The sequence below is a fragment of the Campylobacter concisus genome, assembly GCF_015230035.1.
Classification (GTDB): Bacteria; Campylobacterota; Campylobacteria; order Campylobacterales; family Campylobacteraceae; genus Campylobacter_A; species Campylobacter_A concisus_BK.
Genome location: NZ_JAAKZD010000004.1, coordinates 45,844 through 60,574 on the forward strand (window position 1 = coordinate 45,844; position 14,731 = coordinate 60,574).

At 35.8% G+C, this 14,731-nt stretch carries 18 protein-coding genes and 5 tRNA genes; 9 read left to right on the plus strand and 14 right to left on the minus strand.

What is annotated here, in order from left to right:
- Positions 1 to 74: 74 nt before the first annotated feature.
- The 5 genes from G6W41_RS03405 to G6W41_RS03425 all read right to left on the minus strand — a co-directional run bounded on the left by G6W41_RS03405 (position 75) and on the right by G6W41_RS03425 (position 2,069).
- A complete protein-coding gene (locus G6W41_RS03405; RefSeq protein WP_194170625.1) occupies positions 75 to 353 on the minus strand; it encodes a type II toxin-antitoxin system RelE/ParE family toxin in 279 nt (92 codons plus the stop codon).
- Complete coding sequence (locus G6W41_RS03410; protein ID WP_194170626.1) at positions 347 to 589, minus strand: hypothetical protein; 243 nt, start codon at positions 587 to 589, stop codon at positions 347 to 349. The genes G6W41_RS03405 and G6W41_RS03410 overlap by 7 nt, the downstream gene beginning before the upstream one ends.
- A gap of 654 nt (positions 590 to 1,243) precedes the next feature.
- Complete coding sequence (locus G6W41_RS03415) at positions 1,244 to 1,582, minus strand: hypothetical protein (protein ID WP_194170627.1); 339 nt, start codon at positions 1,580 to 1,582, stop codon at positions 1,244 to 1,246.
- 8 nt (positions 1,583 to 1,590) lie between these two features.
- On the minus strand, positions 1,591 to 1,815 hold the full coding sequence (locus G6W41_RS03420) for a hypothetical protein (RefSeq protein WP_194170628.1): 225 nt from the start codon (positions 1,813 to 1,815) through the stop codon (positions 1,591 to 1,593).
- Positions 1,812 to 2,069 (minus strand): hypothetical protein, encoded by a 258-nt coding sequence (locus G6W41_RS03425; RefSeq protein WP_194170629.1) that lies wholly within the window; start codon positions 2,067 to 2,069, stop codon positions 1,812 to 1,814. The genes G6W41_RS03420 and G6W41_RS03425 overlap by 4 nt, the downstream gene beginning before the upstream one ends.
- 265 nt (positions 2,070 to 2,334) lie before the next feature.
- Between G6W41_RS03425 and G6W41_RS03430 the strand changes: the two genes are divergently transcribed.
- The gene (locus G6W41_RS03430) at positions 2,335 to 2,556 is read left to right on the plus strand and encodes an acyl carrier protein (protein ID WP_103593404.1); all 222 of its coding nucleotides are present in this window, start codon (positions 2,335 to 2,337) and stop codon (positions 2,554 to 2,556) included.
- Positions 2,557 to 3,691: 1,135 nt separating this feature from the next.
- Here G6W41_RS03430 and G6W41_RS03435 read toward each other — a convergent pair.
- The 8 genes from G6W41_RS03435 to G6W41_RS03470 all read right to left on the minus strand — a co-directional run bounded on the left by G6W41_RS03435 (position 3,692) and on the right by G6W41_RS03470 (position 8,848).
- Complete coding sequence (locus G6W41_RS03435; RefSeq protein WP_194170630.1) at positions 3,692 to 4,225, minus strand: ATPase; 534 nt, start codon at positions 4,223 to 4,225, stop codon at positions 3,692 to 3,694.
- Between the two features lie 77 nt (positions 4,226 to 4,302).
- Positions 4,303 to 5,061, minus strand: a complete 759-nt coding sequence (locus G6W41_RS03440) for an aspartate carbamoyltransferase (protein ID WP_194170631.1) — start codon at positions 5,059 to 5,061, stop codon at positions 4,303 to 4,305.
- A 62-nt stretch (positions 5,062 to 5,123) separates the two neighbouring features.
- Positions 5,124 to 5,270: a phage antirepressor KilAC domain-containing protein gene (locus G6W41_RS03445; protein WP_242039894.1), complete on the minus strand. Its 147-nt coding sequence runs from the start codon at positions 5,268 to 5,270 to the stop codon at positions 5,124 to 5,126.
- 229 nt (positions 5,271 to 5,499) lie between these two features.
- Positions 5,500 to 5,730, minus strand: coding sequence for a hypothetical protein (locus tag G6W41_RS03450; RefSeq protein ID WP_194170632.1), 231 nt, complete (start codon positions 5,728 to 5,730; stop codon positions 5,500 to 5,502).
- On the minus strand, positions 5,727 to 6,185 hold the full coding sequence (locus G6W41_RS03455) for a hypothetical protein (RefSeq protein WP_194170633.1): 459 nt from the start codon (positions 6,183 to 6,185) through the stop codon (positions 5,727 to 5,729). Before G6W41_RS03455 ends, G6W41_RS03450 begins: the two co-directional genes overlap by 4 nt.
- On the minus strand, positions 6,182 to 6,394 hold the full coding sequence (locus G6W41_RS03460; RefSeq protein ID WP_194170634.1) for a helix-turn-helix transcriptional regulator: 213 nt from the start codon (positions 6,392 to 6,394) through the stop codon (positions 6,182 to 6,184). Before G6W41_RS03460 ends, G6W41_RS03455 begins: the two co-directional genes overlap by 4 nt.
- A 966-nt stretch (positions 6,395 to 7,360) precedes the next feature.
- Complete coding sequence (locus tag G6W41_RS03465) at positions 7,361 to 8,581, minus strand: tyrosine-type recombinase/integrase (RefSeq protein ID WP_194170635.1); 1,221 nt, start codon at positions 8,579 to 8,581, stop codon at positions 7,361 to 7,363.
- A gap of 191 nt (positions 8,582 to 8,772) precedes the next feature.
- Positions 8,773 to 8,848, minus strand: a tRNA-Ala gene (locus G6W41_RS03470).
- Between the two features lie 103 nt (positions 8,849 to 8,951).
- Here G6W41_RS03470 and G6W41_RS03475 point away from each other — a divergent pair.
- The 8 genes from G6W41_RS03475 to G6W41_RS03510 all read left to right on the plus strand — a co-directional run bounded on the left by G6W41_RS03475 (position 8,952) and on the right by G6W41_RS03510 (position 13,293).
- A tRNA-Gly gene (locus G6W41_RS03475) sits at positions 8,952 to 9,026 on the plus strand.
- Positions 9,027 to 9,035: 9 nt separating this feature from the next.
- Positions 9,036 to 9,122: transfer RNA gene (locus tag G6W41_RS03480), tRNA-Leu, on the plus strand.
- A gap of 7 nt (positions 9,123 to 9,129) precedes the next feature.
- Positions 9,130 to 9,203, plus strand: a tRNA-Cys gene (locus tag G6W41_RS03485).
- Positions 9,204 to 9,234: 31 nt separating this feature from the next.
- Positions 9,235 to 9,390, plus strand: coding sequence for a hypothetical protein (locus G6W41_RS03490; protein ID WP_021086361.1), 156 nt, complete (start codon positions 9,235 to 9,237; stop codon positions 9,388 to 9,390).
- A gap of 57 nt (positions 9,391 to 9,447) precedes the next feature.
- Positions 9,448 to 9,537 (plus strand) — tRNA-Ser (locus tag G6W41_RS03495).
- Between the two features lie 157 nt (positions 9,538 to 9,694).
- Positions 9,695 to 10,957 carry a tyrosine-type recombinase/integrase gene (locus G6W41_RS03500; RefSeq protein WP_194170636.1) on the plus strand — a complete coding sequence of 421 codons (1,263 nt, stop codon included), beginning with the start codon at positions 9,695 to 9,697 and terminating at the stop codon, positions 10,955 to 10,957.
- Between the two features lie 62 nt (positions 10,958 to 11,019).
- Complete coding sequence (locus G6W41_RS03505) at positions 11,020 to 12,660, plus strand: tyrosine-type recombinase/integrase (RefSeq protein ID WP_194170637.1); 1,641 nt, start codon at positions 11,020 to 11,022, stop codon at positions 12,658 to 12,660.
- Between the two features lie 417 nt (positions 12,661 to 13,077).
- The gene (locus tag G6W41_RS03510; protein WP_194170638.1) at positions 13,078 to 13,293 is read left to right on the plus strand and encodes a hypothetical protein; all 216 of its coding nucleotides are present in this window, start codon (positions 13,078 to 13,080) and stop codon (positions 13,291 to 13,293) included.
- Between the two features lie 73 nt (positions 13,294 to 13,366).
- On the opposite strand, the gene G6W41_RS03515 is transcribed toward G6W41_RS03510, so the two are convergent.
- Positions 13,367 to 14,728, minus strand: coding sequence for a thioredoxin reductase (locus G6W41_RS03515; protein ID WP_194170639.1), 1,362 nt, complete (start codon positions 14,726 to 14,728; stop codon positions 13,367 to 13,369).
- Positions 14,729 to 14,731 lie beyond the last annotated feature (3 nt).

The window sequence follows — 14,731 nt, forward strand, 5'->3', positions numbered from 1 at the left end:
ATTAGTTTTCATCTCTTTTTTGCTCGAAAACTTAATTAAGGTTATTTTGTGAAACATTACCGCCTTATTACGTTTCACGCTTGCCACTCATTAGCCTTGTAAATGCCTAGCACATAAATAACCTCATCATCTATTAAGTAAGGTATTACATAACCTTTAAAAATCAAGTCGCGAATGCTCTCATCGTTAAAATTAATAGACTTACGACAAATAAAAGGCGTCTGTGCTGTGCGTTCTATCTTTGCGATAAGTTCGTTTCTAAACTCTCGCGCCCTGCTTAGGCTGTCTTTGGCTATGAAGTCAAACGCCGCTTTTAATTCGTGGTTAAAGCGTGCTGTGCGTCTAACTACCATTTTTCCATCTCGGCTTTTAACGTCTCTAGCGGATAGGTTTCAAGCTCTCCACGTCTGATAGCTTCAATATCCGCTTTGTAATCGGCTATCCTTTGCTTCATCGTCTTGCCGTCGTCGTAAATCGGATAATCCTCATCGATAATTAGCTTTTGATTAGTCGTATTAGCTAGAGCCTTGCTTATTGCTACTATTTGGCTTATTAGTGCTTCATCTGCTCGTATGGTTAATGTTTGCATTTGTAACCCTTTCTTTTGATTATTTTAGCTTGTATTGTTAAAAGGTGGCTTACGTTCTATTTTGGTATTCACTTTTATTCACTAATTGCAATCTTTATACGCTTATTACGTGCTTGCCAGTATTCGCATAGTATTCACTTTTTAGGCGTTCATGTAGTGGTAACTTTTCGCACTTACTATTTTAAAGCTAGGTTAAATAAAAATCGTTTTTAATGCTTCTTTACTTTTATCGTCGATGATTTGGTTATGTGCGTTAAAATATTCGGTTACGGCCAAACTTACCACGTCGCTTTTTTTAACTTTAATTTTTCGCTTAATATTTGTAATCGGATTTGGTTATTCGTGCTTAGGATTATCCCTAGCCTACATCGTAATTTTAATAAAAGGGCTTTGTTATTCATACGAGTATTGTAGCATTGTTAAAGTAAAATCAAGACATACAAAATCAAAGGGCTTATTTCGCTTTTTTGACTTCTTTTGTTTTTACCTTAATGCAACCTAAAATTACATCTAAAAAAATAGAAACAGAATTAAACTTTTTTTAAGCTAATTTCTCGATTATCTGCGGTTACGCCCCGCAATACGCACTTTTTGGCTAGAAAGGACCCATTGAATAAGATGATTAGGGGCTAGCCTCGCCCCCTTAGATTATGATTAGCTTGCTTGCATATCGTTTTGCAAGCTCGCACCCTTTAAGGGCTTGTGCCATTTAAAAATCCCTTTGGCTTCTAAGGGATTATTTTTGTTAAAGTCCTCTTTGCTTTTATCGCTAGGGCTTAGGCGGTCAAGCTGTCTTTTTAAGTGCTTTACTTGTGCTTCTGCGTGCCTTAGCTCGTTAATGTAATAATCTACGAATAGCCACGCCTTAGCACCTGCTTGATAAATAGCTTCATTTCTGCTAACGTCCTGGCTTTGCTCTAGTGTGCTTATTAGCTCATCAAAGCTTTTGGCTTTTTCAAGCTCGTATAGTCTTACGTATCTCTTGGCTGTCATTTTCTTTGCTACTTAGTCGCTTTTGTGTCTTTTAGTGCATAATCGTCAAGCGTTGAGGCAATATCGAGCAAAATGCCACTTAGTAGATAAGTAGCGTTTAGCCTCTCTTTGTCGTCTATGCTCTCGTGTTTATTTGCTAGTGCTAGCATTAGGGTAGATACTTGCCCTAATACGCAAGTTACCTCAACGCCTAACTCAAAATTCTTATTGATTTTATTAAAAACTAACTTCATTTTTGCTCCTTTAGTGATAATTTGCTTTTTAACTCTGCATTTTCTTTTTTTAACTCGTCTATCTCATCGCACAAGGCTACGTAATTACTAGCTAGCTTCTCAAACTTTGCTTTTGCTTGCTCTAGCTCGGTTTTTAATTGCTCGTTTTGCTCCTCTGATTTGGCAAATAAAGCGTTTGCTCTGCCTGAGTTTTGAAAGGCTCTATCTCTTTCACTTCTTAGCGTGTGGCTCTCATAAAATAGCGAGTATGCCACATCATAAAGCGTTTGTTCGCTTGCCTCTGTGTTGCCATTGTTCTGCTCGATAACAAACTCATGAAACCTTTTAAAACATTGGTCTGTCTGAATTGGTTGGGATTAACATTTGTTCTCCTTTAAAAGTATATTTACGCTATTAATTTTAAGTAAAATAATATTGTAACGATACTTAAAAGATTATTAACTAAAATAGTATAACAATATTTTATTTTTATTTTTTATTGCGTTATGCTATTATTTCATAAAAAATAAAGGTTAAAAAATGGATAAAAACGAATTTCAAAACTTGTTAAATAAAGCTGGTATCAATAAAAAACGACTTAGTGAATTATCCAACATCCCTTACGCAACCGTTAATGCTTGGGGGTCACGCACTCCATATCCACCTTATTTAAAATTTATGCTTGAAAATTACATTAAGTCGCTTGATATGGATAAAATCGTTGAGGTAGTTAAGCCCTACACTGAAAACAAAGAGGATTAATATCATCTTGTAACGAGTTAGTTCGTTACATGTAACGTTACACGTGTTACCGATAGGGTGTCAGCTGTGACATCATTTAAAAAGGGGGTGAATTAAAATCATATCCCTCTAGGGTGTCAGCTGTGACATCATTTAAAAGCTACCGGTATTTAATTCCCCCAGCTCAACTCTGATCTTAGCTCTAGCTACGTAAAATACGATATTCTTTAACATTTAGGGGCGTTTTTGATCTAACTAGATAAGCCCTTTTAAAAAGCTACCTAAATTTAACTTACCCAGTTTAAAACTACCGCCTAGAATAGGGCTTTTACGCTCTTTCTAGTGCTTATCTTGCACGTTTTTTTAACCGCCAACCCCTGATTTTTTTAACCGCGACCCCGATTATTTTTAGCCCTCTTAATAATTAATTTTTTCATTTAAGGAAAAGTGGAGATTTTTTGTAACAAAAAGGTCATTGTAGGGTAGTTTTACAAGGGCACACTATACGTTCGTTTTCTTAAATTGTGATTTTCGCTCGTGCGTGGCTTGCGTGCAAAGCTCTAGCTCCTCGGTGCTGGCTTTGGTTTTTGATTTTAAAAGATAGACAAAAAACGTTAAAAATATGGCAAGCGGTGGCAATCTCTGCAATACCCTTTTTTATCAAACCTTAAGCAAGCAAAAAAAGGGCTATTTTGGCTTAAGGTTAAAAGCCGTTTTCATTTTTTTTATGGAGCGATGAGGTAGATTAAATCTAGGTCATCTTTTTGCGTTTTAGATTTTTGAGAAAGGCAAATATAACGATGCCCTAAATTAAACTTAGGTCATCTTTTAAAGCTGGCTATGTTTAACATAGGTAGCTTTTACGTTTCACTTTCAAGGATCAAGCTTTGATAATAGGGTTATTTGGGTTTCATTGTTAGAGCTCGTGTCCTTAATTTTAAGGAGACGGACAAAGCTCATATTTAAGGGCTTTGCTACGTAAGCCAAAAATTAGGCTAACGCATAAAATTAGGGGTTTTTGCTTCCACAATTTTAGGGAGGCGGATTTTACGTTGAGATAACGAGCCAAAATCTCGGCTGGTTATGCTCTAGTAGATTTTGCTTGACTTGTTTAAGAATTACTTGTATAATTACGGCGAAATTCACCGAGGGCGCTTTAAAGCCCTCTCTGTAAATATTCTCTTATCTCGTTATCTAAACAATCCAAAACATCATCAATAAAGGTTTCTAATTTTTCGGGGTCAATTCCTACCACAATATTATCGTGTCTGGTTGATATTCTTGGCGTCCCTTTTGGATTTAGTTTGTAAAGATTTTCAAAATGAAAGGCGCGGTTTCTTATTGCAAGTATGAGCGAATAGCAAATTTTAACTTTTTTGTAATTTAGCATCGTGCTTTTGGCTTGCCTGTTGTATTTTGAATAATTGGCGAAATTTAGCCTACTGAAATCTGCTACATTGTTATGAATTTTCATCACGTTTATTAACGTAACCCAGTAGCCTAGGGTTTGCCTCGAAACAAAAGTATCGTCGTCGATGCCTAATAAGCGCGCGGTTTTATTGCGCGTGATAATTTCAATTATCCCCAGTTTAGGCGCTAATCTTTGCATAAGCAAAAAATTATCCCTATGCTTGGCTTCGCTCTCATAATCATTTAGTCTTTTTGCTGAAAATAGTCCTATTAAGTCCATATTAGCCCTTTAAAATTTACCGCGTCATTTTATGAAAAACGTGCTTAATAATAGTTTCATAAGCTACCACTAGCTAATTATGCTCTTAGATCTCTTTTGTTCTCTTTTGACTTGTAGGGCTTGCTCGTGCCTTGTTCTTTAGTGGTCTTATCCAGTATGGATTTAAGCTCATCTATGGCGTAAGGGAGTTGTAAATTTAGCCTTTGCTTGAGTGGCAAGGGGTTATCTTTACTTTTGGGATTTATGCTTACTACGGCTTCAGCTCGGTAGATAGGCAAGTTTAGATTATTCTTTTTTGCCTTGTCATAAAAATACACTCTAGTTAATACATCTTTGTTTTTTAGATACTTGGTATTTTCAAAGCTAATAACCTCATCGCAAAAAGCTTCAAGGTTAAAGGGGCTATCCTTATCAAAACAAAGGTCAAGCGATGAAACGTTATTTATCACGCCTAGAAGCTCCGCTATTAACTCTTTGGGTGGAGGTGTCTTGTTGTATTGCCTAAGCCAATAAACTTCAAATAATGCCTTTTGTGGCTCATTTCCTGACGATTTTAAAGTAGCGTAAAAAATAGGCAAGTCGCTAAGCATATAAATATTAACTATCTCATATTCTCGAAACTCATAACGGCGCTCTATTTTTACGGCTTTTGCTGTTTGCTTATCCAGCTTTAGCCATTTTTTGCCATACTTTCGAGCGATTGACTTTAAAAGGTCGATTTTTTTATGGATCTTTTGTGTGATAGCTTTTTTGAAAAATGTAGCCCTTATGGTGTCTATGTAAATTTTGCTCTCGGCTGGGTTGATAATGCTCTCAACTTCTGCTAAAATATCCACGTTTGTAACCTTGTAAAGGGTGGCTAAACTTGCTTGGCTTGACCACCCCTAAAATTCTTTAATTAGCTCTTTATTCGAGGTGTATTTTTAGCTTTTATAGCCTCGATTAGCTTTTTAGCTAACTTTACTTGACCTCTTGGTGTTATTAGGGGTCTAAAGCTTAGACACCGCTCGCCGTTTGGCTTTGTAAATGCTACTATTGCGCTCATATTTTGCTCACTAAATATCTTTTAGCTTTTTGGAAATCATCGATACGCCATAATTTAAACCGCCTTTTAGGGTTATTTGCGTCCGTGCACCATCTAAATTTAACGATTTTTTCTCTAAAAAGCTCTACTAAATACTGATTGGCGTTACTTATGCCAAATACTCGCCCCGCGGTTATTCCCGTTCTGTCCCACATCATTTTTATTAACGCCGTTTTATGTCTGCTTCGTATCATAGGTTATTCTCCTCTCTTATGCCTGCTTTTATTTCTAACTCTTTTATGCTCTTGCTTTGCGTCTGCACGATATGAAACAAATCATAAGCGCAATCAAGTAAAGGTTGAGTGACGCCGTCCAGGCTCGCCACCTTGTAGGTATGCAAATGCTTTTTAAAAGCCTTTAACATAACCTCATCGCCCGCGCTAAAGCAAAATTTGCTAGGCGTAAATACTAGCTTACTCATCGCGCACTCCTATTGATAAAAAAGGTTTCTATTAGCCTTTTGTTCTCGTCTCGTAATGCGTTTAGCTCTCTTGCCTGCTCGGTCAAAGCACAAAACAAATCAAAGGCTACGGGCTTAAAGTCCGCCGTATCGTCTCCGCTTTGTTCGTCTTGTAGAGATTTGAGATAAATATCGAGGTAGCACTCTTTTAGCATTTTTACGTAAAGTTCGGGCGCGCTTTTTATCTCTTTGCACTCTCGTGCTATTTTGCATATACTCTTTTGATTTAGCTCCGTTTCGCGCTCCTCAAATAAATCAAAAGCCACACAAAGGGCTTTAATCACGCCCTCGCGTAGCTCGCTTTGCTCCTGGTCGTCCGTCTGCGCGTAAATCGCCTTAATATCGGGGCATTTGGATAAACGAGCGTAAAAACGCCCGTATAGCCTAGCTTCGTTATCGTCTTTAAAAGCTTTCATCTTTCGCCCCCTTGTGGTAATGGTCTGCCTTCGTTTTGTCTTTTGTTAATAAAGGCTTCGACCTCATCTCTTTTAAAGCGTTTTGTAACATTTGTAAAAAAGATAGGTTTCGGAAAATCGCTTAATTTCTTGTATCTGTAAAGTGTTGATACGCCTACGCCTAAAAGCTTCGCCGTTTCTTTTGAGCTTAGTAATGTTTTATCTTGCATTGTTTATCCTTTTTGATAATTTTTCAAAATAATTAAGCCTGAATGCTTGCAAGCTTGATGTGCTTAAATTGATTTGATGTGAGAATATTAATAAATAAAAATGTTAATAGCTAGCATAAAAGTAGCGTTAAAATCGATGCTAGAAATAAATTTTTAGCGTGAGAAATGATGTAAAAAATAAAAAAGTTTCACGGAATTTGATGTAGGTTTTTAAAAAAATGCATTAGTTTTAATGTAAAAAATAAATTTCTTACATTGCTTTCGATGTAAGAAATTTTTTAAAGGCATCTTTTTTATGCTTCTTTGTCGGATTTTATCCGTATATTTGGCTTATTGTTAAAAATGTTTCTTATAGTAACCCTTAATTGTGTTATTGCTTTGGCTAACTCTAGGGGACTAATATTATTATTCTTTTTTCTTTCGTTTAGAAGTTCAAAAAAAGCTTTATCAAATTTTTTGTTTGCTATTGTAGGCGTAATATTTTCATCTTTTTCATAACAATCAATTTTTAAGTAAAGTGCGTATATTAAATCATCTATGTTTTTTACGCATTTTTATCTCATCGGGATACATAGCCTTTTGGTCCTCTTCGTCAATATCTTCACCCATAAAAAAATCCTCTTTTATATCGTATAATGCATTAATAGCTTTTTCGATTTTTTTAAGTAGGCGTTCATCTCTTGTTTGTTTGCGTTCTTTTTTCTTGGCTATGGCTTCTAAGTCTTGGATGTATTTATTGATAGTATATTTGGCGGAATAATCTACGTAAGAATTGTTTTCTACATTAAAATCTTTTAAAAAAATAAACTTTCTTTTAACTCATAAATGCTAGCCTCGCTTTGAAATTGTGGGTATTTATTTGCATATCGCGACAAAAAATTTAATAACTCATCTTTTAACATTATTTTATCCATCTCCATTTTTAATAATTCATTTAGGTCGATTTTCTTTTCTGCCATTGTTCTTCTACTCTTCTACTAAACTATCTAAATAATTACTCCACCATTGCATAAGCTCCGCCCTCTCGTCCAGCCGTTGGCTTCGATCGTAAATTGCTTTTACGCTGCTTCGCTCTTTGTGGTCTAGGCAAAGCTCTATCACGTCGCTACTAAAGCCGTGATTTTTGATGTTTTCGTTTAGCAAGGTGCTTGCTGTCGTGCGTAAGCCGTGAAATACCATATCATCGCCGAAATTTAAACGTTTGATTGCTTGGTTTAGTGTGCTATCGCTTAGCGGTCTTGTCGCACTTATGCCACTAGGAAAAACAAAATCGCCCCTTTTGTGCTCTAGCATTGTTTTTAAAAGCTTCTTGACCTGCTTACTCATTGGCATATAAAAAACTTCTCTTAACTTCATCGCCTCGGCTGGAAATGTGATTAAATCATTCTCAAAATCCACGTATTGCCATTTTAGTTCTCTTACGTTTGCACTACGTAAAAAGGTATGCACGCCAAAGATTAACGCCTGCTGCGTGCAAAACGAGCCTTGATAGTCCTGCATTGCTCTTAATAGCTCTTTTAGCTTGCTTGGCTCGGTTATTGCCTTGTAGTGGTTATTTGATGAGGTCTTGAAAGTATCGTTAAAAATAATGTCCCTTGTTGGATTGTGTTCGATGTAGCCCTTATTTACTGCCAAATCTAAGATTTTACGAAGTAGCCTAAATGTTCGCTCTGATGTTTCGTGTGTTATGCCCTTTTTGATTTCTTGTGCTTGTATCTGCTCGATTACTTGCATATAATCTCTACGCTTTAGAGCGGTTATCTCTTTACTGCCTAAATAAAAGATGAGATGATTTTTTACACGCCCTATTTGCTTCTTAGTCGATACGAGGCTTTTGCTCTGCTCTTTTTCTATCCACTCATCGGCTACGTCTTTAAAAGTGATAGCCTTTTGCTTTGCTGTGGCTAGCTGTAAATCCTCGCCCCTATCTCTTAGCCTCTCAAGCTCCAAAGCTTTCGCTCTTGCTTCTGCTAGCGTAATGCTTGGATATTTGCCTAGCCTGATTTGTTTTGTTGTTCGCTTTTCGTCGCTCTCTTGATATTTAAAATAAAAGGTCTTGGTGGTTTCTTTTTTGGTTTTATATGCAAGCACATATAAAAATTTCACTCCGTCATCTTTTATCCACTCACGATTTTTATTTTTGAGTGTAAATTTTTTTAGTGCCAAATCGTTTGTAAAGCTTGCCATTTCGTAACCCTTAATTTTGAGTGTAAAAAGTTACTAAAAATATTTTTTTACACTCAGATATACACTCAAAAGAGTGATATTAGATGAAATGCAATGATAAGGAGTGGTAGCTTAAAAAGTGATAAAAGCCCTAAATTTAGGCTTTAAAAAGCTTTTTTTGACAAGGTTTGAAAACCCCTGAAAACGTCTGTTGGTGGAGTTAAGCGGGATCGAACCGCCGACCTCTTGAATGCCATTCAAGCGCTCTCCCAGCTGAGCTATAACCCCAAAAGATTTGGTATTTTATCTTTTTATGGCTTACATTTTTTTGAAAGTTGTTTTTATAAAATAAATTTTTAAGCAACTTTTGGGTAACATTGCAACCTTTAACGCGGGAATAGCTCAGGGGTAGAGCACAACCTTGCCAAGGTTGGGGTCGCGAGTTCGAATCTCGTTTCCCGCTCCATTAAATTTTGCCCGAGTGGCGGAATGGTAGACGCAAGGGACTTAAAATCCCTCGGTAGTTTTTACCGTACCGGTTCAAGTCCGGTCTCGGGCACCACCAAAACGGCGACATGGCCAAGTGGTAAGGCATGAGCCTGCAAAGCTTTGATCCCCGGTTCGAATCCGGGTGTCGCCTCCAACTTCAAAAATAACCACATAAAGGGATAACGATGAAAAAATTGCTTTTAATAGTATGTATGGCATTTTTTGCAGTAGGTTGTTCAAACACTTGGCACGGCGTAAAAGAAGATAGCCACAACGCCAAAGAATGGACTAAAGAAAAGATCAATGACGGCGCTAGTTACGTCAAAGAAAAAACAGAATAATTCTTAGTGGTTATAGCAAATTTTAAGCAAAGTTGGCTATAATCACAAATCTTTAATCGGGAGATGGCTGAGCGGTCGAAAGCGGCGGTCTTGAAAACCGTTGAGGTGTGAAAGCCTCCTGGGGTTCGAATCCCTATCTCCCGGCCACAACCACTCTTAAAATATATCTTCAGATATCTGTATTTCAGCATTTTTAAGCAGCCTATATCACTATATTTTCGTCTCAAATTTCGGACGATTTTATTTTGTTACACCGAATTTGGATGTCTGTTACATCGTTTGCTTATTAGATTAGGAGTTTGCAATGACTTCTAAATTAATAACTCGAATCAAAAATAGACCAAGCTACTACTATTTCGATAAGGCCTTGAAAAATGATAAAATTATCACCGTCAAATATTGTCTATTTACGGACAATGAGTTTGAGGCCAAAGCTATCGCTTTAAAAATAAAAAACGAAGCCGATAATAGACGTAATTCTGTTCAAACCAAAAAATTTATTGATTTACCGTTAAGATACAAGATACGCAACATTCAAAAAAATATTAAAAACAAATCGCATCGACTATCGACGACCGAATATAAAGAAATATTTGAAAAAGTTATATCGGGTATTTATGGGATTATCAAAGCCGACAACGATATGTTTGTCGATAGAAAAGAATGTCAAGAAAACGATAGGCCAAAGAAAACACGAGAATCGATAAAATTTACGGATATAGCATCCAGATACGCTCAAAACGAAAGTAAGAAGTCAAATAGTAAAAATACCGGATACTATCAGAGGGTAGCCAAAGCACTTGACATTTATTTTAAGCACAAGCAGATAACCCAAATTTCTTACCAGGACTGCGAGGATTTTCAATTACATCTCTTAAATAATAAAAGGCTTAACAAAAAGACCATCAATAACTACACGTGCTACGCAAGTAGAATGTTTGACTATGCTATCAAAATAGGCCTTATATCTCAAAACCCGTTTAAACTTTTAAGCTCGTTTAAAATTTCCAAAGATCAAAAATCGCCGAAGGATAATTTTAGCATGGACGAACTGGTTAAGATTTTTAAGACCGATAAAAAGGAGCTTAAAGATTATATGGCGTTTGCCTTGCACACTGGACTTAGGCTTAGCGAAATTTGGAGCTTAGATGAAAGTAGCGTAAGCGAGCGAGACGGTATTAAATTTATCAAAGTTCAAACTGCCAAGCAAAAAGGCGGAGATGTTAAATTTAGAGAGCTGCCGATACATAAAAATATATATCGTCTAAGCGATATGAAGTGGTTAACGAAAATAAAAAAAGGCAAAAGCGATTGTAATTATCTTGGAAAAAGGCTTAACAAACATATTCATGCCGTTTTACCGGACTCCAACGTAAGCTTTCATAGGCTAAGGGCAAATTTTGCGTCCGCTATTAAAAATTACTCCTTAGAAAATGGTTTTACGGATGTTACCTCGGTACTACTCGGGCACGCTACCGATCTAGCAACAGACGTATACGCCAAGGATATCTCGCTAAAAGCAAAGCTAAAAGCTATGAATGGTCTAAATATATTTTCCAATCTCTAGCGATGAAATTCTATTGAATATCTTTGGCTAGTTATGTATAATTTGGCAAAAAGAGGTGAAATATGAATAAAGAGATTTTAAATTTACTTGACGAAGAAAACGTAGACTTCGGTAGGCTTTTTGAGTTTTACTCTGGCATAAAAAAGGATTTTATAAACAAAACAGACAATATCGAGATGGGCTTTATCGGAAACACCCTAGATAAGGAGCGGCTTGAGAGAGATATGGACTATTGCGTAAAGAATTATGCCAGAAATACAAAAGACAAAGATAAATGGCTAAAAAGAGCGGATATTTTAAAAAAATTAAACGGCTCAACGCCTACCAAATATTACATGCAAGTCGGTTTCAAAGATACTGCAATGATAATTAAAAAAAGCATCATGAATTCGGCTAACGAACTTGATATGCAAAATGAGCCAAAAACAGGCGTAATAGATCTTAAAAATTACGATATACCAGAAGAAGTAATAAAGTACGGCATTTTTACGGATGAAAAAGTAAAAGGCGGCAGATTTATCAATAATCAATTTGTACCCGACAATATTGCAGGGTACTTAGAGAGTGAAACGCTTAAAAAATTACCGAAAAAGCAAAAAGAGCTTTTACCGAAAAATCAAGAACTAAAAATAAATATAAATTTGCTGGATATGCGTGATAAATTTATAAAAAGAGAAGGCAAGAAGCAAAAGTATGAGGAGGAAACCAAAAAAAGATATATAAACGATATAAATCAATTCATCAAATATATGGAAGATAACAACATGTATGAGATCGAAAAACTAGATGTAGAGGAGTTTCAAGAATACATAAGTGCAAAAAAGGGTAAACAAGGCAACCCAATAAGTGAAAAAACCGTAAATAATATAATAGGTAGAGTAAGAACATTTTTTGATTATGTGGTATCAAAAAGGTATATGAGCTTTAATCCGTTTGAAAAACTTAGTAACTACGGGGTAAATAAAAACGTAACGGATAAAAGAAATTTTACCCTTGAAGAGCTCAAAAAGATATTTAGCGGCAAATATGATAATGCGCGCAAAGAAATTTTAGACTGTTTAAGATTTCTACTAACAACTGGCATAAGAACGGAGGAATTTTATAACTTAAATAAAGATAGTTTTTATACGGATTGCAATCATCCGTTTTTGAAGGTAAAAACCGCGAAGCAAGGTGCCGATAAGATATTTTATAGAAACATACCATTGCATAAATTATTAAAAGATCTCTACAAATACGACTGGATTGCAAAAATTAAAAAAATATATTCAAATAAAGGAACTTTGTCAAAAGCTCTCAATGCCGAAATAGATAAGGTAATAAAAGATAATACGGTAAGCGTCCATAGACTTAGGGGAAATTTTGCTAACGCGATCGATGAATGGCTGGTTCTTGCTGGCTTTAAGGATTATGTAGGTACGGATAAGAAATTGCTCGGGCATTCGGAAAATTTGAAAAAAGACGATATCGAAGATCAAGTAAAATATAAAATAACCAAAACTATACTGGGTTATGCGCCCGATATGACGCATGGTACATATGCGAAGTCCGAATACATGGATGCGAAAATTTTAGCAATACAAGGACTTGATGCCTTTGAAAATATTTTTGAATATTTGAATATCCCAAAAAATCAAATCGGACACGTAAAACCTAGAAAATCTAGAAAAACAAAAAAGCCCATTGCTATGACTGCAAAATAAAATAAGACACCGTAATCTGCCGAATTTTGATAAAACTTAGTATGTAGGCACGTGTGTAAAATTGGCTTTCATGGGTCGGTCGGTAGTTGCAAGTCCAAATTTAAGGCTAAATTCTACCCAAACAACCCCGCTATTATGGCAAACAGTTCGCTTTCGGCTACCACTAGCTCGGCTCTGTCTTTTATATCTCTTAGCACGGGTTTTATGGAGGCTAGTTTTATTTTTGAGCTTGCGGTTTTTTGTCTTTGCTCGGCCCTTCGGCAGCTTCTGCTATGCTTGCGTATTTTTTTATCGTTTCTATTACGTTTTTGATCTCGGCAGGCAAATTTTCGTCAAGCTTTTCAGGAATCAAAACGTATAAATTTTTCCTTGCTTCTAGTTAATAAAACATAAATTTTTCTATAAAATAGCTTGCGGTTGTTTTTTAGCGTCGTTTGCAGAAACAGCAAAAAGTTGTGTATAACGATATTTTGGCACTATTTTATAGATACGCTTGTCCAACAAGAAGTAGAGCCAAATATCATAGCTCAAATAGTAGGACATGAGAAGCAGTATAAAATTTTACTCGGAACATATGCTACAAATATAAATGCTAGTGTATTAAAAGCAAAAGTTGAAATGGTGTGCTATTAGATATTTTAGATGTATGGTTTATATGGATACATGCTTTCTTCTATAAACCATAATCTATTGCTTGATGTTAAATCTAATCCTTTATATTATGCTCTTTGGCATAGCTTAATATCTTTTGCCTAAGATCTTCTGGGAAGCTATCTCTATACATCACTGGTGTTAAAGGGTTTAGCTTTTTATCTAATTTACCAGCCTCATATAGTCTTGTTAGCTCTTCTGGTGTGTTGTAGTATGGTGCATTAGGATATCCCTCTGGTGGGGTTAGAGACATTATTTTAGCTTCTAGGAGGGTGGAGTCGATGTAGAGACTTAAGTCGCGATCGTCCCATGTGTTTGGAAAAGCGTACTCATCAAATTTATCTTGGTAAAATTTCATTTCTTTATTTACATAGCTCACAAATTCTTCCCTAGTAGTCTCGTTTGCGTCAATATCTCTAGGATCTAGTAGTTTTCCTTCGTCTTCTACTAATTTTCTTAGATGTCTATGGATTGAGCCAGAAGTATTTTGCGCTACTCCGTCCCTATTAAAATCCATCACGAAATAGCTTCCTACTATCTCATCAAGATAAGGTATCATCCCATATTCATCTAGTGGAGGATTTTTAGCTAGTTTTCTAAATTCTTCTGCCATTTGTAAATTTTTGTTTAGACCTACTAAATAGGTAGAGTATTCAAATAAATCAGCTAATGCTTCTAGGGCTCCGTCTTGACCAAGCTGGGCTGATAGAAACATTGATTGATATGCTCTTGCTTTAAATCCTGCATAACCTAATCCAACACCTCCTACAAATCCTCCCATATCCCCTAATACTCCTGCACATATATTCCACTCTGCTGCAAATAGTTCTGATTTTAGAGTACCTTTGTGAGCATTTACTTCATCATAAATTTCAGCATACTCTGGCTTTGTTAGTTTGCCATTGCTATCTACTCTACCTATGGCATCATCTGGTATATCTATAATAGTGCATTTTAGATTGCTTCTTTTTACTAGATAGATATATCTATCTCTCTTATCTTTTAAACTTTCATAGTAGGCTTTTTCTGTCTTAGTCCAAGGTGAAATTTTATTTGAGTTTGGTTTATAGCTAATGTCTAGCCATGGTTTAAAAGATAGATAGTCTGTTTGACCTAGAGAATTTGGTTTAGGGTTATAGTATAGGGGTTTATAGTTTTTATATGGTGATGAGTCTAGGATGGAGCGGGAGTCGAGAACTAGTTTAGCTGCAAGATCTGGAGCTAGCTGTCTATTGCTATCATGTTTTGCAACTATTAAATTTGTCTTTTTATCAAATTTTACTTCTCTACCATTAAGTGCTATAACCGTATATGTATTATCCGTTAAATTTTCTTTACTCATTAAATTTCCTTTATTTATTATTAATAGTGATCCAGCTACTAAAATAGCTATGATGATAAATATGATCTTCTTCATATC